General features: G+C 42.2%; 26 protein-coding genes and 1 tRNA gene. 20 read left to right on the forward strand and 7 right to left on the reverse strand.

The window, feature by feature from the left end:
• Window positions 1-31: 31 nt before the first annotated feature.
• From Q0993_RS03590 to Q0993_RS03610, 5 genes are all read left to right on the forward strand, one after another.
• Complete coding sequence (locus tag Q0993_RS03590; protein WP_299529812.1) at window positions 32-937, forward strand: DUF6268 family outer membrane beta-barrel protein; 906 nt, start codon at window positions 32-34, stop codon at window positions 935-937.
• The gene (locus Q0993_RS03595) at window positions 937-1,944 is read left to right on the forward strand and encodes a kelch repeat-containing protein (protein ID WP_299529814.1); all 1,008 of its coding nucleotides are present in this window, start codon (window positions 937-939) and stop codon (window positions 1,942-1,944) included. Before Q0993_RS03590 ends, Q0993_RS03595 begins: the two co-directional genes overlap by 1 nt.
• A 100-nt stretch (window positions 1,945-2,044) precedes the next feature.
• Complete coding sequence (locus Q0993_RS03600; protein WP_299529816.1) at window positions 2,045-2,392, forward strand: DUF4907 domain-containing protein; 348 nt, start codon at window positions 2,045-2,047, stop codon at window positions 2,390-2,392.
• Window positions 2,393-2,541: 149 nt separating this feature from the next.
• Window positions 2,542-3,492, forward strand: coding sequence for a sensor histidine kinase (locus Q0993_RS03605; protein WP_299529818.1), 951 nt, complete (start codon window positions 2,542-2,544; stop codon window positions 3,490-3,492).
• A 2-nt stretch (window positions 3,493-3,494) separates the two neighbouring features.
• Window positions 3,495-4,223: a LytTR family DNA-binding domain-containing protein gene (locus Q0993_RS03610; RefSeq protein ID WP_299529820.1), complete on the forward strand. Its 729-nt coding sequence runs from the start codon at window positions 3,495-3,497 to the stop codon at window positions 4,221-4,223.
• Between the two features lie 181 nt (window positions 4,224-4,404).
• Here the strand turns inward: Q0993_RS03610 and Q0993_RS03615 are convergent, their stop codons facing one another.
• From Q0993_RS03615 to Q0993_RS03630, 4 genes are all read right to left on the reverse strand, one after another.
• Window positions 4,405-4,995 (reverse strand): outer membrane beta-barrel protein, encoded by a 591-nt coding sequence (locus Q0993_RS03615; protein ID WP_299529822.1) that lies wholly within the window; start codon window positions 4,993-4,995, stop codon window positions 4,405-4,407.
• A gap of 399 nt (window positions 4,996-5,394) precedes the next feature.
• On the reverse strand, window positions 5,395-5,667 hold the full coding sequence (locus Q0993_RS03620; RefSeq protein ID WP_299529824.1) for a hypothetical protein: 273 nt from the start codon (window positions 5,665-5,667) through the stop codon (window positions 5,395-5,397).
• A 653-nt stretch (window positions 5,668-6,320) separates the two neighbouring features.
• Window positions 6,321-7,109: a hypothetical protein gene (locus Q0993_RS03625; protein ID WP_299529826.1), complete on the reverse strand. Its 789-nt coding sequence runs from the start codon at window positions 7,107-7,109 to the stop codon at window positions 6,321-6,323.
• 190 nt (window positions 7,110-7,299) lie between these two features.
• Window positions 7,300-7,383 (reverse strand) — tRNA-Leu (locus tag Q0993_RS03630).
• A gap of 144 nt (window positions 7,384-7,527) precedes the next feature.
• Here Q0993_RS03630 and Q0993_RS03635 point away from each other — a divergent pair.
• The 3 genes from Q0993_RS03635 to pth all read left to right on the forward strand — a co-directional run bounded on the left by Q0993_RS03635 (window position 7,528) and on the right by pth (window position 9,918).
• A complete protein-coding gene (locus tag Q0993_RS03635; protein ID WP_299529828.1) occupies window positions 7,528-8,469 on the forward strand; it encodes a ribose-phosphate pyrophosphokinase in 942 nt (313 codons plus the stop codon).
• A gap of 70 nt (window positions 8,470-8,539) precedes the next feature.
• On the forward strand, window positions 8,540-9,199 hold the full coding sequence (locus Q0993_RS03640; RefSeq protein ID WP_299529830.1) for a 50S ribosomal protein L25/general stress protein Ctc: 660 nt from the start codon (window positions 8,540-8,542) through the stop codon (window positions 9,197-9,199).
• Between the two features lie 89 nt (window positions 9,200-9,288).
• Window positions 9,289-9,918, forward strand: a complete 630-nt coding sequence (gene pth, locus Q0993_RS03645; RefSeq protein WP_299529832.1) for an aminoacyl-tRNA hydrolase — start codon at window positions 9,289-9,291, stop codon at window positions 9,916-9,918.
• Between the two features lie 6 nt (window positions 9,919-9,924).
• On the opposite strand, the gene Q0993_RS03650 is transcribed toward pth, so the two are convergent.
• Window positions 9,925-10,608, reverse strand: coding sequence for a hypothetical protein (locus tag Q0993_RS03650; RefSeq protein ID WP_299529834.1), 684 nt, complete (start codon window positions 10,606-10,608; stop codon window positions 9,925-9,927).
• Entirely contained in the window at window positions 10,605-14,366 is a 3,762-nt protein-coding gene (locus Q0993_RS03655) for a reprolysin-like metallopeptidase (protein WP_299529836.1), read from the reverse strand. The genes Q0993_RS03650 and Q0993_RS03655 overlap by 4 nt, the downstream gene beginning before the upstream one ends.
• A gap of 53 nt (window positions 14,367-14,419) precedes the next feature.
• On the opposite strand from Q0993_RS03655, the gene Q0993_RS03660 reads away from it, so the two are divergent.
• Both Q0993_RS03660 and Q0993_RS03665 read left to right on the forward strand, forming a co-directional pair.
• Window positions 14,420-15,346 (forward strand): bifunctional riboflavin kinase/FAD synthetase, encoded by a 927-nt coding sequence (locus Q0993_RS03660; RefSeq protein WP_299529838.1) that lies wholly within the window; start codon window positions 14,420-14,422, stop codon window positions 15,344-15,346.
• Window positions 15,346-16,668, forward strand: coding sequence for an HTTM domain-containing protein (locus tag Q0993_RS03665; RefSeq protein ID WP_299529840.1), 1,323 nt, complete (start codon window positions 15,346-15,348; stop codon window positions 16,666-16,668). Before Q0993_RS03660 ends, Q0993_RS03665 begins: the two co-directional genes overlap by 1 nt.
• Window positions 16,669-16,678: 10 nt before the next feature.
• Here the strand turns inward: Q0993_RS03665 and Q0993_RS03670 are convergent, their stop codons facing one another.
• Window positions 16,679-17,059 (reverse strand): VOC family protein, encoded by a 381-nt coding sequence (locus Q0993_RS03670; RefSeq protein ID WP_299529842.1) that lies wholly within the window; start codon window positions 17,057-17,059, stop codon window positions 16,679-16,681.
• Between the two features lie 86 nt (window positions 17,060-17,145).
• Between Q0993_RS03670 and serS the strand changes: the two genes are divergently transcribed.
• The 10 genes from serS to Q0993_RS03720 all read left to right on the forward strand — a co-directional run bounded on the left by serS (window position 17,146) and on the right by Q0993_RS03720 (window position 25,806).
• Window positions 17,146-18,417, forward strand: coding sequence for a serine--tRNA ligase (gene serS / locus Q0993_RS03675; protein WP_299529844.1), 1,272 nt, complete (start codon window positions 17,146-17,148; stop codon window positions 18,415-18,417).
• Between the two features lie 6 nt (window positions 18,418-18,423).
• Window positions 18,424-19,020 (forward strand): DUF6434 domain-containing protein, encoded by a 597-nt coding sequence (locus Q0993_RS03680; protein WP_299529846.1) that lies wholly within the window; start codon window positions 18,424-18,426, stop codon window positions 19,018-19,020.
• 74 nt (window positions 19,021-19,094) lie between these two features.
• Window positions 19,095-20,879, forward strand: a complete 1,785-nt coding sequence (locus Q0993_RS03685) for a tetratricopeptide repeat protein (protein WP_299529848.1) — start codon at window positions 19,095-19,097, stop codon at window positions 20,877-20,879.
• Window positions 20,880-20,945: 66 nt separating this feature from the next.
• Window positions 20,946-21,257 (forward strand): DUF4286 family protein, encoded by a 312-nt coding sequence (locus Q0993_RS03690; RefSeq protein WP_299530354.1) that lies wholly within the window; start codon window positions 20,946-20,948, stop codon window positions 21,255-21,257.
• Window positions 21,258-21,287: 30 nt separating this feature from the next.
• The gene (locus Q0993_RS03695; RefSeq protein ID WP_299529850.1) at window positions 21,288-21,596 is read left to right on the forward strand and encodes a gamma-glutamylcyclotransferase family protein; all 309 of its coding nucleotides are present in this window, start codon (window positions 21,288-21,290) and stop codon (window positions 21,594-21,596) included.
• A gap of 18 nt (window positions 21,597-21,614) precedes the next feature.
• Window positions 21,615-22,484, forward strand: coding sequence for a 16S rRNA (adenine(1518)-N(6)/adenine(1519)-N(6))-dimethyltransferase RsmA (rsmA, locus tag Q0993_RS03700; RefSeq protein ID WP_299529852.1), 870 nt, complete (start codon window positions 21,615-21,617; stop codon window positions 22,482-22,484).
• Window positions 22,485-22,649: 165 nt separating this feature from the next.
• The gene (gene mgtE, locus Q0993_RS03705; RefSeq protein WP_299529854.1) at window positions 22,650-24,002 is read left to right on the forward strand and encodes a magnesium transporter; all 1,353 of its coding nucleotides are present in this window, start codon (window positions 22,650-22,652) and stop codon (window positions 24,000-24,002) included.
• A gap of 62 nt (window positions 24,003-24,064) precedes the next feature.
• The gene (locus Q0993_RS03710; protein ID WP_299529856.1) at window positions 24,065-24,430 is read left to right on the forward strand and encodes a cupin domain-containing protein; all 366 of its coding nucleotides are present in this window, start codon (window positions 24,065-24,067) and stop codon (window positions 24,428-24,430) included.
• An 8-nt stretch (window positions 24,431-24,438) separates the two neighbouring features.
• Window positions 24,439-25,380 (forward strand): 2-hydroxyacid dehydrogenase, encoded by a 942-nt coding sequence (locus tag Q0993_RS03715; protein ID WP_299529858.1) that lies wholly within the window; start codon window positions 24,439-24,441, stop codon window positions 25,378-25,380.
• Between the two features lie 9 nt (window positions 25,381-25,389).
• The gene (locus tag Q0993_RS03720; protein WP_299529860.1) at window positions 25,390-25,806 is read left to right on the forward strand and encodes a response regulator transcription factor; all 417 of its coding nucleotides are present in this window, start codon (window positions 25,390-25,392) and stop codon (window positions 25,804-25,806) included.
• Window positions 25,807-25,837: the final 31 nt, after the last annotated feature.

Here is a 25,837-nt window from a genome sequence, read left to right on the forward strand (position 1 = left end):
AGCGCTACATACGTTTGGAAAAAAAAGAGGATTGAAATACGTCTTTCTAATAGGTATGATAATCACAGCCCATAGGAATCCCATATATTGCCAGGTAGGCCAAGAACCTTTTGAGGGGCTATTTGAGTATGGACTAATTCCAAGCTTAGGTGACGTGAATTTGGAAAGGTATCTTTTTTCGTTGAATGCCTTAAAAAAAATGAACTCTGGGAAGCTTGAATTTGGATTGGATTATTCGGCCCTTACCTTTTCCTTTTACGATTACAATACTTCGCTGAGCACAGATTCCTATGAAAATACCCATACGTTCCAGACAAAAATCGGATACCATCAAGACCTTGGCAAGAAATGGGTTATGTCCATTTCCCTATCCCCAATGCTATCCTCCAATTTTAAAAATGGCCCCAACAGCGAAGATTTCATATTCAATTGGTCCACCTCATTTTCGAAAGAATGGGGGAATGGGGGTTTCCCTATTAGTCTTACTGTAGGATTGGGTAGGGGAGTACTATTTGGGGAGCCCGGTCTTTTCCCCATCCTATCCCTTCGAGGAAAAATGGCCCCTGAATGGGATTACCTAATAGGGTTCCCCTACAGTGCAGTCTCTTATAAAATCAACGGAAAACAATCATTGAGTACAAAGGCAGTAGTGTCCGGAACCTACGCCAATAATTCCGAGACGGTAATAATCAATGGTCTTGAACATCTTGGGAATACCAAGTTGGCCTATTCCGAGATAGATTTGGGCCTGGAGTACAATTATCGTATGTCCTCCGGTTTTACTACGGTAGTTAGGGCGGGGTTCTCCACTGCCAATAGTCTGGAAGTATTGGATAACAATGATAATCCCTTGTTCGATTTTAAAGTGGACCCTTCTCCCTATATAATAATGGGGCTTACATATTCTTTAAATGTTACTAATAAATTGCGCAAATAATGAATGATTCAAAAACAGTTTTAAAAAGAATCCAAAAAATTGCTCTCTTCATTTTTACGGTCTTACTGGTTACTTCGTGTTCCAGTGATGATGAAGACGAAAGTGTCGGTAATTGGGTAGACCGTTCCATTTTTGATGGAACGCCCCGAAGCGGGGCTTTTGCCTTTACCGTTGGAAACAAGGGGTATATGGGTACCGGCTTTGATGGAGATGATAGATTGACCGATGTCTGGGTCTATGATATGGAGGGCAACTTTTGGAGTCAACTAGCCCCCTTTCCGGGGACTCCCAGAAGTTCTGCCGTTGCCTTTACAGTAAACGGCAACGGGTTTGTTGGTCTTGGTTATGACGGCGATAACGAGCTTGGCGATTTCTTCCGATACAATATCGCAACAAATACCTGGGACTCCCTCAATCCCTTTGCGGGATCCGCACGGCGTGGCGCTGTTGGCTTCAACTCCCAGACCCATGGTTATGTCGGAACCGGATTTGATGGGGACAATGATAAAAAGGACTTTTGGAAATACGACCCCTCCAATGATACGTGGACCGAACTTGTGGGTTTTGGAGGGACCAAGCGTAGGGATGGAGCCACCTTTACCATAGGTAATAAAGTATACTTGGGAACAGGGGTATCCAATGGCCTTAACCAGGCGGATTTTTGGGTCTTTGACCTTGATACGGAATCTTGGAGCCCTTTACTGGATTTGGATGAAGACGATGATTATGGCATTATACGAAACAATGCGGTTGGCTTTAGTATTGGGGATAAGGGATACTTTGCGACAGGAGATCCAGGTTTTGGTGCCTCTGACGACATATGGGAATACAACCCCTCTACCGATCTTTGGGAGGAAAAAACGGAATACGAGGGTGTATCACGGGAAGGAGCCATAGCATTTTACAACGGTTCCACGGCATTTTTGGCCTTGGGTAGAAGTGGAACCTTGTACTTGGATGACAACCGTGAGTTCTTTCCGGACCAAGAGGAAGATGAGGATGATTAAAAGATGAGTTTTCGTAGTTTATTAACACTATATTTCTAATGGCACCTATCCGGGTTTCTTAAAACAACAAAACGAAATCCGGGTCGGTGTTTTCACCCTTATGGGAAGCAAAAAACACAGTATCGCCTTTTTGATCATTGGTATTGCCACATTGCTCATAGGAACATGGTTGGATACCAATAGTGCACAATTCAAATCCGTAAAAACCGGATATGGCCTAAAGCTGGCAGAAAACCCCATGGACAAAAGCTGGTACTACGAAATATATGTGAATGGAAGCCTTCAAATACGACAGGAATATGTTCCCGGAATATCCCAGAAAGTGAGATTTGCGTCCAAAACGGATGCGGAACGCATTGGCACAATCGTTTTGAACCGCCTAAAAAAGGGGAAGTTCCCCGCAATCACCAAACAAGATTTGGAGGAAAATGAAATTTCTTATCAATAATGAGTATCTTTTTTCGGCAACTATTCGGAGGTACTTTGAAAAAACACATAAGGATTAAGGAATTCTGGATCCATATTATCGTTTGGGCTTGTTTGATATTGCTTCCTTTGAGCATATCATACATAGATCTTGGTGAAATACGTTTTGGTATGTTTTATAGAATACTATTGAACCCTATTTTGGTTTATATCAACTATCTTATATTGGTACCCTATCTTCTGCTTAAAAAGAAGATTACACTCTATATTGTTATTTCAATAACCGTATTGGTCCTTTTTAATTTCCTTATCAAGTTCGTACCCTTTCATCATGTCCCGATCGATAAATTTGCGGAGATGATACAGAGCACGGAGATGCAACCTCCGAAAAAACCACCCTATTTCATGAGGGATATGCAGCCATTGAAAAGATTGCCCTATTTTATGACGGCCATTATCTCCCTGACTTTTTTCTTATTGGGAGGAGTATTGGGGCTTACCAAGGATTTCTATAAGAGGGACCGTAAAAACAGGGAAGCCGAGGTGCAGCGAAAAGAAACGGAATTGCAATTTTTAAGGGCCCAATTGAATCCCCATTTTTTGTTCAATTCATTGAATAGTGTTTATTCCTTGGTACGAAATAAATCCATAGAAGCTCCCGAGGCCATTATCATGTTATCGGAATTAATGCGCTATATGCTCTATGAGGCAAAACAGGAATTGGTACCCCTTTCAAAGGAAATAGACTATATCAAGAATTTTGTGTCGCTCCAGTTATTACGGTTATCCCATAGTGAAAATGTAAAAATCAAAATTTCAGGGGACTATCAAGATAAAAAAATCCCGCCCTTACTATTAATTCCATTCGTAGAGAATGCCTTTAAGTATGGCACCGATTTTAAGGGAAGGACGGACATTTCGATCAAAATGGAATTGATCGGGGAAAGTTTGTTTTTCATTGTGAAGAACAAAATCGGGGTCTATAGAAAAGATGAAAGCAATTCAGGTATCGGACTTGAAAATATTAAAGGCAGATTACATCTGCTTTATCCTGATCAACATGTATTGAAGATTGATAAAATAGACGGTTTTTACACCGTTCAATTGGAACTAAATCTATAAAAATGAACTGTATCATAATTGACGATGAGCCTTTGGCATTGGGCATTGTTAAATCCTATTGTGAGGAGTTGGGTGGTATAGAGGTCATGGGAACTTTTACCAACCCCTTGGAAAGTATGTCACTTTTCCAAGAAGGGAATATAGATCTTGTATTTCTCGATATCGAAATGCCACAAATAACCGGGATAGAGTTTGTAAAGACCTTGGATAAAAGACCTTTTTTCATTTTTACTACGGCCTATCCCCAATATGCCATAGATGGTTTTGAACTTAATGCCGTGGATTATTTGGTAAAGCCTATACCGTTTCCAAGATTTGTAAAGTCAATAAATCGTGTCAAGGAGCTTAAAATGCTTAAAAATAGTATGAGCACCGAAGAGGGGAATCTCGCATCGGCCAGTGGGGCACAGCTATCCGATAATCAATTCATTTTTGTAAAATCCGACTACGGCAATGTTAAGATCAAGTTGGAAGACATTAAGTATATACAAGGTCTTAAGGATTATTTAAAGATCCATACTTCAGAAAGAAAACCCATACTTACCTTAATGAATTTCAGGGATATAGAAGCAAAACTTGCCAATACCGATTTTGTACGCGTACATCGGTCTTTTTTGGTCAATGTGAACAACATAGACTCCATCCAGCGCAGTAAAATAGTCATGGACGATATCCGTATCCCAATTGGGGAAAGTTATAAAGACGAGTTTATGAAGAGATTGGGTTTATAGCAGATGACCATGACCGTGTGTTAAAGGGTTCGGGGCATCCCATGTAAGGAATAATCTATAATCTAAATGGAGTTTCTGCCAATTAATAAAAACAAAATTCAGCTGGTTCATACAGCGGTTTTGATTGAAGAGATATTTTGTGAAGTTATGACAAAGGTTTCGAATGATTTGTCTACGACGATCAAAAACGGAAACCCAGTCCCAAACGTATATTGTTGATGTTCCCATTCTCCAACGGCGCAAGGATTACGATTGTATCCGGGACATCCTCGTCAGGTGTCAGGTCTATGAAGTCATATTGTGCCTGTACGAAAAAGCGTTTGCCAATATCATAGGAAATACCAAGGTTAAGATTGAATCCTATATGTTCCGTACTGTCCGAATTGTCAAATCCGTTCTGTGTGGTATAGTCCGTGACCACGTTGACATAGCTGGCCCCTAGGCCCAATGACGGCCGGAGCCTCTTAAGACCGGGAATCCTTAGTTCCGAAAAGACCCGTGGCTGTATCAAATAGGTATCATCGGTACGGCTTGCAAAACCTGTGTTCTCTACATCGGTTCTCGAGAAGCCTCCGTTAATCCCGAATCCCAGATAGACTATCCCCAATCTAACAAACCTAAATTTTACGCCTATATCAATGAAATCGTCCTCCCCGAAAAAACCGTCTCCAGGCACGATGGTATAATTGGTCTCGACACTCCATCTTTTTTCCTGGGAATAGGAAATGGAAAGGGCCAGTAAGCCCATAATCAGTAGTATATTTGATTTCATGGTCATGATTTCAGTACTTTCAAAAGACCTAACAAATATAATTGCAGTATATGCCCGAAAAAAGGCAAAATGACCGATTACCCCAAAATTTTGTTCTCAAAAATCAACTATTTTCAATTTTGGCAAAAGTTATTCATTTTAAGTGCATTTCATCGATCTTTTTGTTTTGTTCGTCGGATTCGGGGAACGGTTTCCTATATTCGCCCCCGGAACGGACCTTAGGTTCAAAGCACTTCGAAATCCCCACTTTAAAAAGGTCCGTTCCATTGTTTTTGTTACGATCGTCTTTGGTGCTTATTTACAATCCTTCTTGAGGTAGAGCGAGGGGAACTAAGGAGTATTTTGGTTTCAGGCACACTGACCAGAAACCTGATGGAATCTTTAAGGAAGCCACAGTTCTCAATCCAACCTTTCCATTTCCCATCCTTTTGAAGGGACTCTCCAGTAACCCAAAACAGGTAGAATAAAAAATGTAACGTTGGAGGGATATCGGAAGTATGCCTTTATTGCCCCTGTATCCATTTCGTATTCCAAATAGAATCCCTTCATCGATATAGGGGTATTTGGCATACCACTGTCTTTTATGGCTGCCCTCATACGTTCTTTTCCCGCCTCATGGAAAAGCTCCTTGATGGCATCTTCGTCATAATTCCTAAAAACCACTCTAGACATAAATTATGGATAAATTCCTAAATATTGGAATTAATCCTAATTTAATGAACAAAAGGATTTGTTCAGAAACTTTAACTCTTTACAGGAAACAATCGTTCATTTGGATAGGGAGTTTTCTTATTTATAGGATTCCATTATCTTGAAGCCGAACAAACCAATCGAAATGAGGGATACCGGTAGAATATGGGTAAATTATTAAAAATTTGAAAGAGAAGAAAAGACTTAGAGCGTTTATCCTTTGGGATAATTGGGCAACGGCCATTACTGTGGTCTTTGTCCTATGTATGATTTCGGCTGTGGTGTTCTTTCCCGAAATATGGGAGATAGGGTGCATTAAGTGGGCAGTACTTTTAGTTCTGGGAGGAATAGTCCTAGTATTAATTTATTTTTTGTTGCCAATCGGAAAAACCTAGGTTTAACTTTTGAAGGAGATCGCCTATCAATAAGGCCTTGTACACTAAATATGAACTAGGCCGGGCTTTGTAGATTATCCTTTTTGGCCACTAAAACCTCATTTCAATGTATTTAAAAGTACTACTAGAATTTAAGTGACCATGACTAGTTTCTTTCTTCAAATCGTAATCTAAAGAAAATATGGAGGGAAAAGAAATTGCGCTCTCCAAATAAGTACGATTACCATTTCCGATAGTTGTTCATTCGTAGTATTCCAGGGTCATAGACCTCCCTGCCTCTAAAGAATTGTATTGGGTAACGTTGCCGTCGGAATCATATTCAAAGGAATAATTGAATGTATCGTCGCCATCGATAAGATTTAGGCAATTGTTCTTTGAAAAATAGATGTTCTGAAAAATATTCAAGTTATAGGTCCAATAGAACAGCTTCTTGGTAGCGAGCCCGCTGGTATCCCATTCGGTGAACGTATAGCGCCTTTCCATACTCACAGTACCGTCCGTACGATACCATAGCTGGTCCCAATTGGTAAGATTACCATTTTCGTTATGGACATATATTTTTTCCAATGCCTTTGAACCATCCAATCTGAAAAATGTAGAAGACTTGATGAGATTGTCCATAAATGTGTACTCAAATGTTAGGTCCTGAAGTATTGCCCCATTGTCCTCAGACACCTTATACATACCATTTGCATTGGTGGCGGTAAATTGGGTAAAAATCGTTTCGATATTTACAACATCGTCAATCGGGTAATATATTCTTTGTAAAACCCTGGATAATATACCATCATCGTACTCTAGGTAAGTAGAATCACGCGAGGTTTCGCTATTCGTTTTGGTTATCAGAATGAGTTCGTCCCGGTCATTGTAGAAATAATTAATCTGACCTAAACCTGGGGCCGTGGTCTGCCTAAGAAGTCTGGCATTGAAACCGTTTGCATTTTCTATGTCGTCCGGTCTTCCATCATCTTCCGTACAAGAAATAATTAATCCTAAAAAGGCAATCAACATGACTTTTACTCTTTCCATTATTCTTATTTTATCCCACGCGAATTGAATATTACTAAAGCTACAAAATATATAGTATAGTCGTAATATAATGCCCTATACTTACGCCTTGTTCCAAATAGCTAAGCAAATTCGTCCTAGCAGAATTCCAAAAAAGAAGCGAGCCCCATTTTGAAGCTCGCTTATTCCCCAATCTCTTGTGGCTTATTCGTACCTCGGGTGGGAATCGAACCCACACGGTATTGCTACCACTGGATTTTGAATCCAGCGCGTCTACCAATTCCGCCACCGAGGCAAACGGACTGCAAATCTAAAAAATAGTTGCTACTTTCAAAGTAAAAATATCAACAATTATCCTTTCCCAACCCGAATAAATTCCTAAATTTGCACCTCCTTTGCAAAAAGGGTATTTAAGAAACTCGAGCACAAGACATTAACCATGCCCTACCAGGTACCGGAACCCAAGATTTTCGCCTGTACACAGAGTACGGAACTTGCCAAAAAAATAGCAAAATCCTATGGTACGGATTTGGGCAATGTGCACTTTTCCCGATATAGCGATGGGGAGTTTCAACCTTCCTTTGAGGAATCCGTTCGTGGCGCCCGCATATTCATCATCGGGTCTACCAATCCGAGTTCGGAAAATCTAATGGAAATGTTGTTGATGTTGGATGCCGCCAAGCGCGCCTCCGCTCGACATATAACCGCGGTAATGCCCTATTTTGGTTGGGCCAGGCAAGATAGAAAAGATAAACCAAGGGTACCTATAGCGGCCAAACTCGTGGCTAAAATGTTGGAAGCCGCAGGTGCCACACGGATTATAACCATGGACCTTCATGCCGACCAAATTCAAGGGTTTTTTGAAAAACCCGTGGATCATTTGTTCGCATCAACTCTTTTTCTGCCCTACCTCCGGAAATTAAATCTGGACAACCTAACCATCGCCTCACCGGATATGGGAGGCTCCAAAAGGGCCTACGCCTATTCCAAGGCTTTGGCTAGCGATGTAGTCATTTGCTATAAACAACGGGCCAAAGCCAATGTGATATCACATATGGAGCTCATTGGAGACGTGCAAGGCAAAAATGTGGTCCTCGTGGATGACTTGGTCGATACCGCGGGAACATTGACCAAAGCGGCAGATTTGATGATGGATCGTGGTGCTATAAGTGTTCGCGCCATAACCACACATGGTCTGTTATCCGGAAATGCATTCGACAAAATTGAAAAATCAAAGCTGTTGGAATTGATTATTACCGATTCCATACCCATTAAAAAAGAAAGTGAAAAAGTAAAGGTATTAAGCTGTGCCGAGTTATTTGCGGATGTTATGCACAGGGTACATCATAATACTTCAATAGCATCCAAGTTTTTAATGTAAATAAGTTTTCTGTCCAATCTTACCGGGCAGGAACGATTAAACAAAAAACTATTAATTTTTAATTTAGATAATGAAGTCAATTACAATCAAAGGATCAGAAAGAGAAAGCGTGGGCAAAAAGGCGACGAAGGCCCTACGTAATGCTGGAAAGGTTCCTTGCGTAGTGTACGGAGGGGAGAAACCATTGCATTTTTCAGCAGATGAACTATCGTTCAGGGATTTGGTCTACACTCCCAATGCACACACTGTTGTGGTTGAGTTGGACAATGAACAAAAAGTGGATGCCGTAATGCAGGATATCCAATTCCATCCCGTTACGGATAAAATTCTACATATTGATTTTTATCAACTGTTCTCGGACAAAGAAGTTACCATGGATATCCCTGTACGTTTGCAAGGGAATTCCCCCGGAGTTCGAAATGGTGGCCGCCTATTATTCAGAAAACGAAAATTGGCCATCCGGGCCTTGCCTGATAAGTTGCCGGATTTCTTTGACGTGGATATATCAAAACTCAAAATCGGTCAGAATATTTCTGTAGAAAGCCTGTTGAACGATGATTTTTCCATTCTCCATCCTGACAATACGGTAGTAGTCCAGGTCAAGACTGCACGGGCTGCCATTACGGTCGACGACGAAGAGGAAGAAGGTGTTGAAGGTGAAGAAGGGGCACCAGCGGAAGGTGCTGCTGCCGAAGCACCGGCGGAGACCACCGCTGAAAACGCTGAATAGTTTCACAAACTATCTCATGCAAAGCATTCCGTCCCGATTTCAGTTGGGACGGGGTGCTTTTGTATTTTTGGAAAAATCTTTTTAAAATCATGTTCCGATTCTTGGAAACCTTGTTCAATTGGAGCGCACCCCTACTTGAGGAAAATATACCCATGAAAAAGTTTTTGATCGTCGGCCTGGGAAATATAGGAATAGAGTACGCAGAGACACGGCATAACATCGGTTTTAAAATATTGGATGCCCTTTCACAAAAAGAAGGATTCTTTTTTGAGACCGAAAAACTTGGAGATGTGGGAATCTTAAAGGTGAAGGGCAGAAGTATCCTTTGCCTAAAACCCTCCACATACATGAACCGGAGTGGTAAAGCCTTACGGTATTGGATGGAAAAGGAAAAAATTCCTTTGGAAAATGTTTTGGTCGTTACCGATGATATCAATCTGCCTTTCGGGACTTTGCGGCTTAAGGCCAAGGGAAGTGACGGGGGTCATAACGGACTTAGGGATATACAGCAAATTTTACAGACTACGGCATACAATAGATTTCGTTTTGGAGTGGGGTCGGATTTTGGAAAGGGAAGACAGGTAGACTATGTTCTGGGAGAATGGAATCCGGAAGAAAAGGAAGCGTTAACGGAACGCCTGGAAAAATCCACCGCACTCGTCCGTTCGTTTATATTATCCGGAATCAAAAATACGATGAACACCTTTAACGGCACCTAGAGTCCATCAGAAAACCTTGAAGTCAAAAATACCCGTGTCCGAACTATTCCCAACTTCATCCTTGGTAACCACCCTCCAGTAATAGATTCCATTTGTAGGGACACTTACCTTAACGTCCATATCTGTTGCAGCGGGGGATGCAATCAAGGTTTCCGGTGGGGTTTCGGAGGAAAAATACACTTCGTAATTTACAATATCGTTATCCACATCGGCCCCTATCCAACTCAGGGTGACTTCGTTATTGATGTCCTTAAATACATTGGCCGCCATCTGAGGTTCTACAATTTCCGCAGGAAATGGAGCATAGTTGGTCTGGGAACCTGCATTATAAAAAAGCCATTGCTCGCTCATCGCTGTATTAGGCGAACTGGAATTTTTGGAAATAACCACCCACGAGTAGGGAACGCCCTTGGCAATGGTAACACTTGCCGAAGAGGTCTCCACAAAAGCGGTCTGAGTAGTTCCCGTATTTAAATTGGTTACCCGTAATTCATAGGAATCCGTATGATTCGATGCCTGCCATATGAACTCAACCCTGCTCGTTGTCTCGCTTAAGCTTTGTCCTGTGGTACATTCCGAATTTCTTTCCGGAAAGACTAAAGATGCCTGTTCAGGTGATTTTGGGTCGTCTTTTTTACTACAAGCCATAAAAAGAAAAACCGTAGCTATGATGGGTGCCAAAAATCTCATCGCTTTACAATTTTGGATGCTCCTGTTATTCCCTCTCCTTTATAACGCATTAGATATACCCCAGAGGGCAAGGTGGAAAAATCCAATTCCAATTCCGTTCCATTAATCTGGTATTTTCCATTTTGAACCAATCGTCCATTGAGTGCGTATACGCTGACCGTCAATTCTTTTGGTACACCGCCCGTAAATATAGTAATGAAATCCTTAAAAGGGTTTGGATAGACGATAGGTCCATCCGAAACGAAAACCTGCTCCTCATAGACACCTTGACATGTTTTGTTAGTAGAAACCTTTATGGTGTTGATACCACTCTTTAAGTTTAACGCAATCGTAGATTCATCTGTCCCGAAACTCTCCCCATTCAATTCTATATTGTACAAGGCACTACCCTCCATCTCCAAAATCACCTGTTTACCATCCGCCGAAATCCTGGATGCGACACTTAATGGATCTGGTTCTGATATTACCACTTCAAAACAATGCTCCAAATAAGTGATCGTTCCGTCGGACCCCCCTATACATACCTCGTAAACCCCTGTCCCAAGACCCTCAAACGTGTATGAATTTGTAAATGTGTCGGATTCATTAACGCCATTTCCGGTAATAGCTATGGTATAATCCAGAGGAAGGTTGGCCGAAACCTGCACGCCACCGTCCGAAGTATCACGGCAAGCCGTACTTTCGATCGCAATGGAAAAATTCGTGCTAGGAAAGCGATAAACCGGACAACCTGAAGTGTCTACTTCCGTTCCGGCCGGAGTTCCCGGGCATAGATCGTCTTGGTCAAAAACTCCATCATTATCTTCATCCGGGCCAAACTCTCCCTCAATGCAGACCTCCAAAGAAAAAGCCTTTAACGTACCCCCATCGGATGGGGCATTATCGGAAATGGTCAATGTCCACTCCCCCAAGATGGACTCTCCATTAAACGAGCTTAAAGATCCCAAAGGTTTTACGGTCCCCGCTATAGCCGGATTTCCCCCACAAGTAAAACTCGTGGCACTATCGTCGAAAATGGCATCGATGTTATCCAGTTCCCCACAAGAACTGGATAGAAGAACGACCGTAGTACCGGAAGGTGAGGTTAAACTAATGACCAAATCCGCCAAAAAGGTGTGGTCCAAATCCAATCTTACATTGATATCCGCCAAAGCCAAATCCTCAAAAAAAGCTATCTTGGAAACTATGGTAGGCGTACCTGTGGAGGATATGGCCAAGGGTAGACCACTACCAGTCTCGTTCTTACAATTGAATTGAATTGTCGTAAAGCTAAAAGCCGGTCCAAAAACACCTTCCCCACATGGGTTTCTTGGTCTTACCCTCCAGAAATAAGTTGTTTCATTCTCCAAATTTGAAGGCAGGTATGAGTTTGAAAGTACCGTTGCAGTCTCCACAATGTCCAAAAATGTTATGTCGGTAGCCACCTCTACATTATAAGAGGTGTACAGGGGATTTTCTTCCCATTCCAATGGAATTCCGGTAGATACGTCCGCCAAACCGTCTACCGGGGAGACCAACACAACTTCGGCAAAGGAGCTATTATAAACATTCAATTCCAAGGTTACCTCAGTAGATTGGCTGGCAGAGGTTGCTACAATAGGTATTGCATAAGTACCGGTAGCCACACCTGCGGTATTCGAAAAAGTAATGTCTACGGAGGTACCATCGACAATTGCTGTTTCTGGTGAAAACGAGATGTCCAATCCGGGAGGTGGAGTAGTGACACTGAAAGTACTTTCTTCACTAAATCCCAAAAAGGTTTCGTAGTTGAATGATACGATCAAATCGTCCGATTGGCATACCTCATACTCCAAATCGGAAAAATTGAGGACCACCTCCGAAGCTTGTATTGTAAAATCCGTGGAATTTACGGCAAAGAAGATGTTATTGCTGGCTTTTATCATAATCCTGGCCTGCGTTGTGGCATCGCCAGGAATTACCACGTTGTGGCTCCCGTCATTGGCCACATTTTCTGCCAAGGGGATAGGAAAGGAAAGCCCCCCGTCAACGGATAATAAAATATCCACGGCCTGAGCGTTAACGATAGCCTGGTCCGTATTGGCCACGTCCCATATTATTTCCTGTACAGACCCCGCAACATATATTTCATTGTTTGCCTGTGAAGTCACGGCAAACGGTCCCGCACTATTGGTGACGACCACGTTCACCAAATCGGAAGTCACCTGTCCCCCACTCACCGCATTATCCCTAACGGTAAGTGCAAAATTCATTTCCCTTTCCACATCGGAAACGGTTTCCCAGGCAGAGCCTTCCGGAGGATTCGTTTGTGTAAGGTTTCCCTCCAATACCCTGGATAGTCTCGGAAAATAGCGAGTCGAATCCAAGGAAGGTCTTAAAGATCTAAAATTTGCCCCACCCGGATTCGTAGGGCCAAAGGTCGCCCTACTGACCACTCCATCGTCTACTTGTTCCCAAGTATAGGTCAATATGTCTCCAACATCTGGATCTGATGCACTACCCGAAAGCGCAAAGGCGGTGGACTTGGGTATTGTAAAATTTCCAATAGGGGCTATTACTGGAGGAGTATTCGTAAGGGGTACGATTTCCGCACAACTTACCGACTCCAAATAATCAGCTATTTGAACTATGCTGTAATAATGAAAATAGTCGTCGCCGTTAGGGGCTACGTTGTTATTCAAAGTAATCCCTGCATAGCCCATAATGGTCGTACCACTTGCCGGTTCGGCCTGTACTTGTGTTCCTTCAGACTCAAAGGACCAGGTGTGATTGGCACCAAATTGGTGCCCCATCTCATGGGCCACAAAATCAAGATCAAACACGTCTCCCTCTGGTTCCGGGGATGCTGCAAAGGCACTACCTTTTCGGCTGTCGATGCAAACCGAACCTATGAAACCTGCATTTCCGTTTGCCACATCATCGTGAAACAGATGCCCAATGTCATAATTTTCCGCGCCGATGATATCGTTAAGTGTAGTTTGTACCTGGAAATTCAAGTTCCCGTCATAGGGATCTGTAGCGGCATCCGTAAATATCACTTGATCGTTATTGGCTACCAACTGTAAAGTTATGGCCAAATCCGTTTCAAAGACTTCGTTGACACGAGTCACGGTAGCATTGATCGCCGCCAAGGCATCCGCCACGGTCCCTCCGTGATGGTCCGTATATTCCCCTGTGGCGGAAACGGCCAATCTGAACCTGCGCAATACCTGCCCGTTAACGGGCCTCATGGCCTTTCCAATATTTTTTTGAACCTCCGGGAAGGTACCACAAACAAAAGGCATATCCTGGGAGGCACTGCCTTCTCTTTTATAGACCACATATTTCCCATCACGTGTTTTTTGCATAAAGGTATTCCCCTTGGCATGGGTATGTACCATCATACTTTGTATACCTCTGTGCGAAACACTGAACCGTATTTTTTCCTGTCCATCAAGACTATATCCTACATACGACTTAATAAAAGGATATTTTGCAGCCAATTCTGGTGATAGTGTTTGTACCTCGGATACTTGAAAGGAAATCGACTTCCCATTTTCGTTGGGGAAATTGACTATTTTGTTCTTTCTTCCCGATTTTGGGAGATTTTGCAACTCGGCCTTAAAATCATCCTCTTTAAAGGAGAATAATGTTCCCTCTTTTATTTGAAAGCGATGGTACACTTTCTCCATGGCCACATTCCCCGAAGTTTCCTTTTGCCAATACTTTTGTTGACCCGAAACGTAAAAGGAAAGAAATAATATGGTAATTGAAAAAACAAGGCGTAATTTTGTAGCCATTAAGGGGTTTTTAGCTCAAAATCAAATATAAGCCTTTTTATTTTTCCGTTAACGTGGTAATAGCCCAAAGCATCTCCAAATACGATAAAAAACACCCCACCGTTATTACCATCGGCACCTTTGATGGTGTACATATCGGACATCGGAAAATACTGGATCGGCTTATCAAGAATGCACAACAATCAGCCCTAAAATCCACGGTCCTTACTTTCTTTCCACATCCTAGGATGATTCTTCAGAAAGATTCCAACCTAAAACTGTTGAATACCATAGAGGAAAAAACCAAAATACTGGAACAATTGGGATTGGACCAACTTATTATCCATCCCTTCACCAAGGAATTTTCCCGCTTGTCGGCAACGGAGTTTGTACGGGACGTTTTGGTGAACAGTCTACAGACCAAAAAAATTATTATTGGATACGACCATAGGTTCGGAAGAAATAGGAATGCCAACATCAATGACCTTGTTGCCTTTGGCAGTACCTTGGACTTTGATGTAGAGGAAATCCCGGCACAGGAAATAGATGATGTATCCGTAAGCTCAACAAAAATACGGAAGGCCTTGGAAGAAGGAGATATCCGAACGGCCAATACCTATTTGGGCTATCCTTATATGTTGACCGGAACCATTACCCGAGGTAAGGGTCTTGGCAAGCAACTTGACTTCCCAACCGCCAATCTGCAGATTCAAGAGCCTTATAAACTGGTCCCTAAAAATGGGGCTTATGTGGTGCAGGGTGAAATTCGAGGCCATATGGTTTCCGGCATGATGAATATTGGTTTTAATCCCACCGTCTCGGGTACCCATAGAAGCATAGAAATCCATTTCTTCAATTTTGATGGGGACCTTTATGACCAAACTTTGCAAGTTGATATTTTAGAACGGCTTCGGGACGAGCATAAGTTTGATTCCGTTGAGGATTTAAAAAAACAACTGCAAAAGGACAAGGAAACTTCACTCTCGTTAATTTCCAGGTAATGCTCAATCGGTTGTTATTTACAAAAGTCGATAATTCGCCCCTGATTATTTTTCGTATTTTTTTTGGGTTTCTTATCGCCGCCGAATGCTATGGCGCATTAATGACGGGTTGGGTTAGACGCAATCTGGTAGATCCCTTGTTTACTTTTAATTTTATCGGATTTGATTTTCTCCAAGTATTTCAAGGCAGTCCCATGTATGTCTATTTTTTCATAATGGGCACCTTGGGCATTTTTGTGGCCCTTGGCTACAAATATCGTTTTAGCATGATCGCCTTTACCATTTTGTGGACCGGTGCCTATCTCATGCAAAAGACATCGTACAATAATCATTATTATCTCTTGATATTGATTTCTGCCTTTATGTGTCTAGTTCCGGCCAATCGAAGTCATGCCCTGGATGTAAGGCACAATCCCTCTCTTAAAACGGACAGCATGCCCGGTTGGATCAAATGGGCCGTAGTGCTTCAGTTATTTATCGTATATACTTATGCTTCAGTCGCTAAATGGTACGGTGATTGGACGGACTTTGGTATTATAAAAATCTTGATGCAGGACAAGGCCGACTACTATATCATTGGGGGGTTACTGCAGGAACGTTGGGTCCATAGCGTAATAGGAATTGTGGGCATTCTATTCGATTTGCTCATTGTACCGGCCCTACTTTGGAAACCTACCCGAAAAGTAGCTTTCTTTTTTTCCATTTTCTTTCATTTGTTCAATTCCATTGTTTTCCAAATCGGTATTTTCCCCTATCTATCCTTAGCCTTTTCCGTATTCTTTTTTGAGCCCGAGACCATTCGCAGCATCTTCTTTAAAAAGAAAACGCCTTGTGAATCCAATAAAGTCGAAATCCCGGCGTACAAAAATCTACTGTTACTTTTAGCCGGAATCTACTTTTTGGTTCAAATCTTATTACCACTTCGCCATCATATCATCAAAGACAATGTCCTTTGGACAGAAGAAGGACATCGCCTTAGCTGGCGTATGATGCTCAGAAGTAGAGCAGGTACCATACAGTTCAAGATCGTTCATCGAGAAACCGGCAAGTCGGAATTTGTAAAATTGAACGATTACCTTTCAAAAAAACAAAAAAGGAGATTGGCTTCTTACCCGGATTTTGTTTGGCAGTTTGCCCAGTATTTAAAAAAAGATTTTGCAGAAAAAGGGGAAGATATTTCGGTCTATGCCGTCAATTCCAAGGTAAGCATCAACGGAAGGCCCTATAGAGCCTTTATAGATCCTAAAACCGATTTGGCCAATGTGCCTTGGGAACCATTACGGCATCACGAATGGATTTTCCCCTCCGACTTCGAAGATTAATCGGTCTCCCTCAAAATTTCCGGGCCCTTTGGCATAACTGTAATGGCATGCCCCAAGGGTCACGAAGCATAATCAAATGGCTGCCATCCTCTTTTTTAACCTCCTCCGCAAAAGACGCACCTTTGCCTTCCAATCTGATGCGGTCTTCTAACGCATTTTCCGAAACAAAGGCCAAGTGAAAAGTAAGCGGATGTTGTTTGGAAAAATCCTGTATGGTCTCATCGGGCCTGTGGTACAATTCCATAATTACCCTTCCTGATGAGTCCGCCAGAAAGGTCATAAAAGGTGGTTCCTTTTGTTCGCTAACCACTTGAAGTCCCAGGTGTTCCACATACCACGATACCACTTCATCGATTCCATTGACGTTAATTGCAAAATGCTCAAAAATCATGGTCCAATAGGTTTCGTTATATCCACCATAAATGTATATGTTTTTAAGCAGAAGATAGTTTAAATTTGCAGCTTAAATAAAATTCGATGCTACAATTACAAGTGATTCGAGATAGAAAAGAGGATATCATCGGTGCATTGACCAAAAGAGGTATCGATGCAGCGCCCTTGGTGGAAAATGTACTTCGGTTGGATGAAAAACGTCGTGCCCTCCAAACTCAATTGGATAAGACCTTGGCCGAGAGCAATACACTTTCTAAGGAAATTGGAATATTGTTCAAATCAGGAAAAGCAGAGGAGGCCAATTTACTAAAGGAAAAAACGGTGCAATTAAAGGAAGATTCCAAAAAACTGGGAGAAGAATTGGGAGCTGTAACCAAAGAGCTTCAGGATGTATTGTATCAGATACCCAATATTCCCCATAAGTCCGTCCCTGCCGGAACTACGGAAGAAGACAATGAAGTGGTATTTAAGGAGGGAGATATCCCAACACTTCAGGCTGGTGCGTTACCACACTGGGAACTCGCCAAGAAATATGATATAATCGATTTTGAATTGGGCGTTAAGATAACCGGGGCCGGATTTCCTGTTTACAAGGGCAAGGGGGCAAGGCTGCAGCGTGCATTGATTTCTTATTTTCTGGACAAAAATACCGACGCCGGGTACAGCGAAATACAGGTTCCGCACCTCGTAAACGAGGCATCGGGCTTTGGTACGGGGCAATTACCGGACAAGGAGGGTCAAATGTATCATATAGGGGCTGATGAACTTTATCTCATCCCAACTGCTGAAGTGCCCATTACCAATTTGTTTAGGGACGGAATCTTGTCCCAAAAGGATTTTCCGCTTCAATACACCGCATATACACCTTGTTTTAGAAGAGAGGCGGGTAGCTATGGAGCCCATGTCCGCGGTTTGAACAGACTCCATCAATTTGATAAGGTAGAAATTGTCCGCGTTGAACATCCGACCGACTCTTACGAAGCTTTGGCCGAAATGGTAGAACATGTAAAACATATTCTAAGGGAACTGAAGTTACCCTATCGCATTTTAAGGCTTTGTGGTGGCGACCTAGGTTTCACTTCGGCCCTAACCTATGATTTTGAAGTGTTTTCCACTGCTCAAAATCGCTGGTTGGAAATCAGTTCAGTGTCCAATTTTGAGACTTATCAGGCCAATCGCCTCAAACTACGTTATAAGGACGAAAATGGAAAAAGCCAATTGGCCCATACCCTAAACGGAAGCTCCTTGGCTCTTCCCCGGGTCCTGGCCGGTATTTTGGAAAACTATCAGACTCCGGATGGCATTCAAATTCCAGAAGTTTTGATACCTTATTGCGGGTTCGAAATGATAAATTAAAAACGAATGCCCAGACCCGACTTTTCGGAAATAACCTCTGGAGAGGAGTTTAATAGATGGTATTGGCTCAAAGAAGAGTTGGTAGAAATCTGCAAACAGGCCCAAATATCTTATGTAGGAAGAAAATTTGAACTACGCGACCGTATCATTTTTATGTTGGACAATCCAGAAAAATCAGCGCCTCCTGTTCAAAAGAAAAAACCAAGGTCCAGATTCAATTGGGCCAAAGCACAATTGAGCCTCCAAACAAAGCTTACCGACAATGTTTCCTTTGGACCTAATTTTAGAAATTTTATGAAATCCCAAATTGGGCCTAAATTTTCATGTCATAGCGATTTCATGGATTGGGTAAAATCCAACCCCGGAAAAACCTTGGAAGAGGCCATACTTATATGGCACGAACTTGAGGACAGAAAAAAGAATCCCAATTTTAAGCGAACTATTGCCAAAAACAATATGTTAGCCCAATATGTACGTGATTTTCTCAAGGACAACAAAAAAAAGACCTTGAAGGACGCGCTTTACTTCTGGAACCTTAAAAAGCAAAGGCCTACCGAGACTGGGTATATCGTTTATGAAAAAGCGGACAAGGAGCTTTCCTAGTGCCGTTCATCTATATTATGTTTTCCTTGACAGTTTATTAGGCCTTACTGGTGTAAATTTGTTAAATTTCCAAGATGAGGATAGTATACTTCTTACTAATATGCTGTATTCCGATGACCGCCAAGGCACAGGATGACTTTTTGGCCAAGCAGTACTTTAATGATGGGGATTTTGAAAAAGCGGTAATCTTTTACGAAAAACTCGTTGAAAGACACCCGCGCCGTACGGATTATTCAGAGGGCCTGATTGCATGCTATCAACAATTGGAACGTTACACTGATGTGGAAACCTTTCTTTTCCCCCAAATTCAGGCGGGGAATGCCTATCCTACATTATACATTGAGCTTGGCTATAACTACACCATTCAAGATCGTAATGAAGAGGCCATAAAGTATTATGAGGAAGCCCTTAAAAAAATTGAGAAAAATCCAAACTTTGGATATGGTATCGGTTTCCGTTTCCAAAAATATGCTTTGTTGGACTATGCGCTAAAGGCCTATACCAAGGCGATGGAACTTAATCCAAAATTGGACTACAATTATCAAATGGCCCGAATCTACGGTGAGCAGGGCAATATTGAAAAGATGTACGCTTCCTACCTAAAACTCATTATCGAGGGTAAGACTTCAAAATCCAACGTTCTCAGCAGCATCGATGATTTCATCACATCGGATGCCGATAACGAAAATAACATCAAACTCAAAAAAATCCTTTTGCAGAATGCACAAAAAAACCCGGATTTGCTTTGGAACGACTTATTAAGCTGGCTTTTTGTCCAACAAAAACAATACAGGAGTGCATTTCGGCAAGAAAAGGCAATTTACAGGAGAATGGAGGGAGGTTCCTTACAGCGGCTTGAAAACCTTGGCAATATGGCCCTAAAGGATGATGAACCCGAAACCGCAAAGGAAATTTTTGAATATATCGTGGCAAATACGAATGACGAGGTAACAGGACTGAATGCCAAATTGAACTTGATAGACATCCAATTGATCGATACCAGCAAAAAAACTTTGGGGCAGGTACAAAAACAATATGACGAGCTAGTGACCCTACACGGTTATAAAAGCCAGACCTTGCAGTTGCAGGTCGCCTATGCCAATTTTTTAACTTTTAAAAAGGACACTCCCGAACCCGCCATTACCATTCTCAAAAACAGCTTGGAATTACCTTTAAATTCAAGGGGCAAGGCGTATATAAAATTGGCTTTGGGTGATATTTTGGTCTATAATAAAAAGTTTAATGAGGCATTGATCTATTTTACCCAAGTACAAAAAAGCCTTAAGAACGATATATTGGGCCAAGACGCCCGCTACAAAGTAGCACAGACCAGTTTTTATAAAGGTGATTTTGATTGGGCACTAACCCAATTAAAAGTATTGCGGGGCTCCACCTCACAACTTATCGCCAATGATGCGATGCAGTTAAGCCTTCTTATATCGGACAATAGTTTGGAGGATTCTACTCAGACCGCTTTGAAGAAATATGCTCGGGCCGACCTATTGGGCTACCAAAATAAGATCAAAGAGGCCATTGCAGAACTCAACGGAATTCTTGAGCATCATAAAGGTGAAAAGATAGAGGACGAAGCTCTATTGAGACAGGCTCAACTACTAGAAGCCCAGGAAAATTATGAGGCTGCAGAGTTCAACTACCGAAAAATAACAGAATTCTATGAAAATGATATTCTTGCGGACGATGCCCATTTTGCCCTGGGCGAACTTTATAGAAATCATTTGGGTCAGCCCGAAAAAGCGAAAATACATTACGAAAAAATAATCTATAATTATCAGGACAGTTATTATTTCCCCCAAGCACGAAAGCATTTTAGAAGGCTTCGGGGAGATTCCATTAACTAAAGTTCAAATACGGGCATCAAGTTAAAGTGCTACACGACTATGAGTTTGGCACTTGAGCCTTTAATTATGTACATATACAACGTAACTACAAACATAGATGAATCCGTTCACGACGAATGGCTCCATTGGATGAAGGAAATTCATATCCCGGATGTGCTAGCCACAGGAAAGTTCTTAAATGCCAAAATGAGCAGAGTTCTGGTAGAAGAGGAAATGGGAGGCACCACGTATTCCGTGCAATTTACGACAGTGAATAGGGCAATCTTGGAAAAGTACTATGCGGAAGATGCCCAGCGACTAAGGGAAGATGCCCAAAAACGCTTTCCAAACAAATTTGTTTCCTTTAGGACGGAATTGGAAGTCATAAGTGAACAATGAACGGATAGGATAAGATAGAACATGCAACCTATGGAATACCTTTTTACCTATGGTACCCTTCAGGACGATGAAGTTCAATTCAATCTCTTTAAACGAGAGCTAGAGGGAGACGAGGAGACCTTGAAGGGATTTTTACTTCTCAAAAATAAGGTATACGGCCGTTATCCTACTATCTCCAGGACCAACAGTACTATGGATATCGTTAAGGGTACAGTTTATAAGGTTACCCCTTTGGAATTAAAAAATGTAGATGTCTATGAAGGTGAAGGGTATGAACGGCGTAAGGTGGTCCTCACCTCTGGAAAAACGGCATGGGCCTACATGGAGCGCCTAGATTAATTCAATTGTATCCCCCATATGGGCAAAAAAAGAAAGAGAGAACCATTTAATCGTAAACCACAGCGTACTGAAAGTCCGGTTAAGGCCAAAAAGTTTTTGGGACAGCACTTCCTAAAGGACGAAGACATTGCAAAAAAAATAGCGGACACCTTGTCTTTAAATGGATACGATAAAGTGCTTGAAATAGGACCAGGCACCGGGATACTGACCAAATATCTTCTCTTACGGGATTTGGAATTGGTGGCAATGGATTTGGATAAAGATTCCATAGTGTACCTAAAACACAGCTTCCCCCTGGAAAATCCCAATGTAGTCATGGACAATACGTCCTTTGCACTAGTGGAAGCCGATTTTCTTTCCTATGATTTAAATCGATTATTTGACAAGGAACCTTTTGCCATTACGGGAAACTTTCCTTACAACATCTCCACGCAAATCGTGTTTCGGTTGTTGGAAATGCGTGAACAAGTACCTGAATTTTCGGGTATGTTCCAAAAAGAGGTGGCCCAGCGCATATGTGAACAAAAAGGAAGTAAAACCTATGGGATTTTGTCGGTATTGGTACAAGCATTCTACGATGCTACCTATTTGTTTACGGTTCATCCACAGGTATTCGATCCGCCTCCCAAAGTCCAGTCCGGCGTACTTCGCTTAGTCCGGAAAGAAAACTTCCGATTGACATGTGATGAGAAATTGTTCTTCAAAGTGGTGAAATCCGCTTTTAACCAAAGAAGAAAAACCCTGCGTAATAGCTTAAAAACATTTTCGCTTTCCGTTGCGCTAAAATCCTCTACTATTTTCAATCTTCGTCCGGAGCAATTAAGTGTAGAAGACTTTATACAACTTACCCAAAGGATCGAAGCCGATTTGGCACAAGGCAAAAACTAGATACTGCACACTTTACACGAATCGGAAAATTCAAAAACCTCCAAGTCTGGCAACCGGAAAAATCCCTTGGACAAAGCGACCAACAGAATATTGAAACTGCTATACCCCTAACGCATTTTTCTTTAGCTTTGCGCAGATTGCCCAAAAGAAGTATAATACAAGAGGATGACACCGTTTAAGCTTACAGAGGAGCTCTTGGCCAAAATAGAACAACTGATCGAGGATCAGAAGGGAACCGAGCTGGTTTCCCTAATGGCCGAGGTGCATTATGCGGATGTGGCCGAAATCATCAATGAGCTCAATGAGGATGAAGCTACTTACCTCATTAAACTGCTCGATAGCGATAAAACCTCCGATGTACTTACCGAACTGGACGAGGATGTTAGGGAAGCTATTTTAAGTAATCTGTCCGTTAAGGAAATTGCAGGAGAGCTCGAAGAACTGGACACCGATGATGCCGCAGATATTGTGGCAGAACTACCTGATGAGATTGTTCAAGAGGTTATTTCCGAAATTGAGGACAAAGAACATGCCAAGGATATTGTGGAACTTCTTCGCTATGATGAGAATTCCGCAGGCGGACTTATGGCAAAGGAGCTTGTTAAGGTCAACGAGAATTGGAACGTTCTTACCTGCGTTAAGGAGATGAGGGCACAGGCAGAAAACGTTACACGTGTGCATTCTATCTATGTAGTAGATAATGAAGGTGTTTTAAAAGGTAGGCTATCCCTAAAGGATTTATTGACCACTTCCACAACCGCGCCGATAAGGGAAGTATATATTCCAAAAGTAGATCGGGTAGATGTGAACGAAAAGCCGGAGGAGGTTGCAAAAATTATGCAAAAATACGACCTGGAGGCCATCCCCGTGGTAGATGAAATAGGGCGTTTGGTAGGACGGATAACGATTGATGATATTGTGGACGTCATCCGCGAAGAAGCCGATCGTGATTACCAAATGGCAGCAGGTATTTCTCAAGGTGTTGAGGCCGATGATAGTATCTGGGAACTTACACGGGCACGCTTGCCCTGGTTATTTTTGGGGCTTCTTGGCGGGGTAGGTGCCGCGGCCATTATGGGAGGATTTGAGGAAATGATCGCCCAACATGCCATACTGTTCTTTTTTACACCATTGATAGCGGCAATGGCAGGGAATGTGGGGGTACAATCCAGTGCCATTATCGTACAAGGTCTGGCCAATGATGACCTTAAAGGTAGCATTAGCAACCGCTTGATCAAGGAAATGCTTTTGGCTACCTTGAACGGCTTGATCCTGGCCGTTATTTTACTGGTGTTCACTTGGTGGTGGAATGGCAGTTTTAATACAGCCCTGGCCATTTCGTTATCACTGGTAGCAGTTATTATCGTGGCGGGTATCATAGGCACTTTTATTCCTTTGTTCCTTGATAAAAGAGGTATAGATCCGGCCATAGCCACAGGACCATTTATTACTACAAGCAACGATATTTTTGGCATCCTAATCTATTTTTGGATAGCCAAATTGGTATTGGGGATATAGCAAGAAACTGAATTACCTCCAGACCAAGGGGCATATGAACATAGAATATCCGTCACCACGATATGAAACCCATAAACCTAGAGAAAAAACACGATTTGTTCCAAACGTACTGGCATCCACACCAAATAGCCATTGTAGATGACATGCAGGTGATTCTGGCGAAAATCCAAGGTGAATTTGTTTGGCATGCCCATGACGAGGAGGACGAGCTCTTTCAGGTTCTGAAGGGAACGCTATACATGCAATTTCGGGATAGGACGGAAGTGGTCCGTGAAGGTGAGATCATTGTGGTGCCCAAAGGTGTTGAGCACAACCCCATGACCAAAAATGGGGAAGTGGTACATTTGTTGCTTTTTGAAAAACTATCCACAGCACATACAGGAAATGTCCAGAACAAATTGACAAGGACCCACTATCCAGAAATTTGATTTTCACTATGAAGGTACTCCACTTAGATACCAACCACCCGTTACTTATAGAACAGTTTGCGGCCCTAGGATTTCAAAACGATGAAGATTATACGTCTTCAAAAATACAGGTAGAACAACAAATTCATGAATATGATGGTATAATCATACGAAGTAGGTTTCGTATAGATGCGGAATTTCTGGAAAAGGCCAAGAAGCTAAAATTTATCGGTAGGGTTGGTGCAGGTCTGGAAAATATCGATATAAAATATGCCAGGACCAAAGGTGTGTTCTTAGCCTCGGCACCGGAAGGCAATCGCAACGCAGTGGGTGAACATGCCCTGGGGATGCTCTTATCCCTCTTCAATAAACTGAATAAAGCCGATCGGGAAGTTCGAAACGGCAAATGGGACAGGGAAGGCAACAGAGGTGTGGAACTGGAAGGAAAAACTATTGGTATCATCGGTTATGGTAATATGGGAAAGGCCTTTTCCAAAAAATTACGCGGCTTTGATGTAGATGAGGTTATCTGTTACGACATTGTTGGCGGTGTCGGTGATGAAAATGCGCGACAAGTAGGAATCATGGAATTCCAGCAAAAAGCAGATGTGGTAAGCCTCCATGTGCCCCAAACCAAACTGACAATGGGCATTATAAATACCGAATTCATCAATGCCTTCCATAAGCCGATTTGGTTTTTGAATACGGCTCGCGGTAAATGTGTAATCACCGAAGATTTGGTAAAGGCCCTAAAGTCCGGTAAAATCCTAGGAGCGGCATTGGATGTTCTGGAGTATGAGAAAACTTCTTTTGAAGACATGTTTACGGACAATCAACTTCCCGAAGCTTTTCAATATCTGATCAATTCCGAAAACGTAATCCTATCCCCGCATGTTGCCGGTTGGACGGTGGACAGCAAAGAAAAACTGGCCCAAACCATAGTGGACAAAATAAAGGTAAGATTTTGCTAAATTTAGTGGGTGAAGCGTACGGTTTTAATCTTTTCGGCCTTGATCGTAGCACTACTTAGTCTCTTCCAACTAAGTAAGTACTCCTACCTTTCCGGAAGCACTTCCTTAGAAATTATTGTGGCCATCGTTGCTGTAGTATTTTTTGCCATTGGTATTTTTATCAATAAAAGGAATTCCCCACAGAAGAATAGCACTCCCAAAGTGGTAAATCCTAATAAAGTAGCACTACTGGGGTTAAGCAAACGGGAATACGAGGTACTCCTGGAAGTATCCAAAGGACTATCCAATAAAGAAATTGCGGATAAACTTTTTGTTTCCGAAAGTACTATTAAAACCCATGTCTCCAATGTACTGTTAAAGCTGGATGCAAGACGTAGAACACAGGCCATACAAAAGGCCAAGGAGCTTCAGATTATCCCTGTTTAGCATCTTAAATCGCAAAATAGAATGATTTTGG

Origin of the sequence: Ulvibacterium sp. (assembly GCF_028285715.1) — a bacterium.
Classification (GTDB): Bacteria; Bacteroidota; Bacteroidia; order Flavobacteriales; family Flavobacteriaceae; genus Ulvibacterium.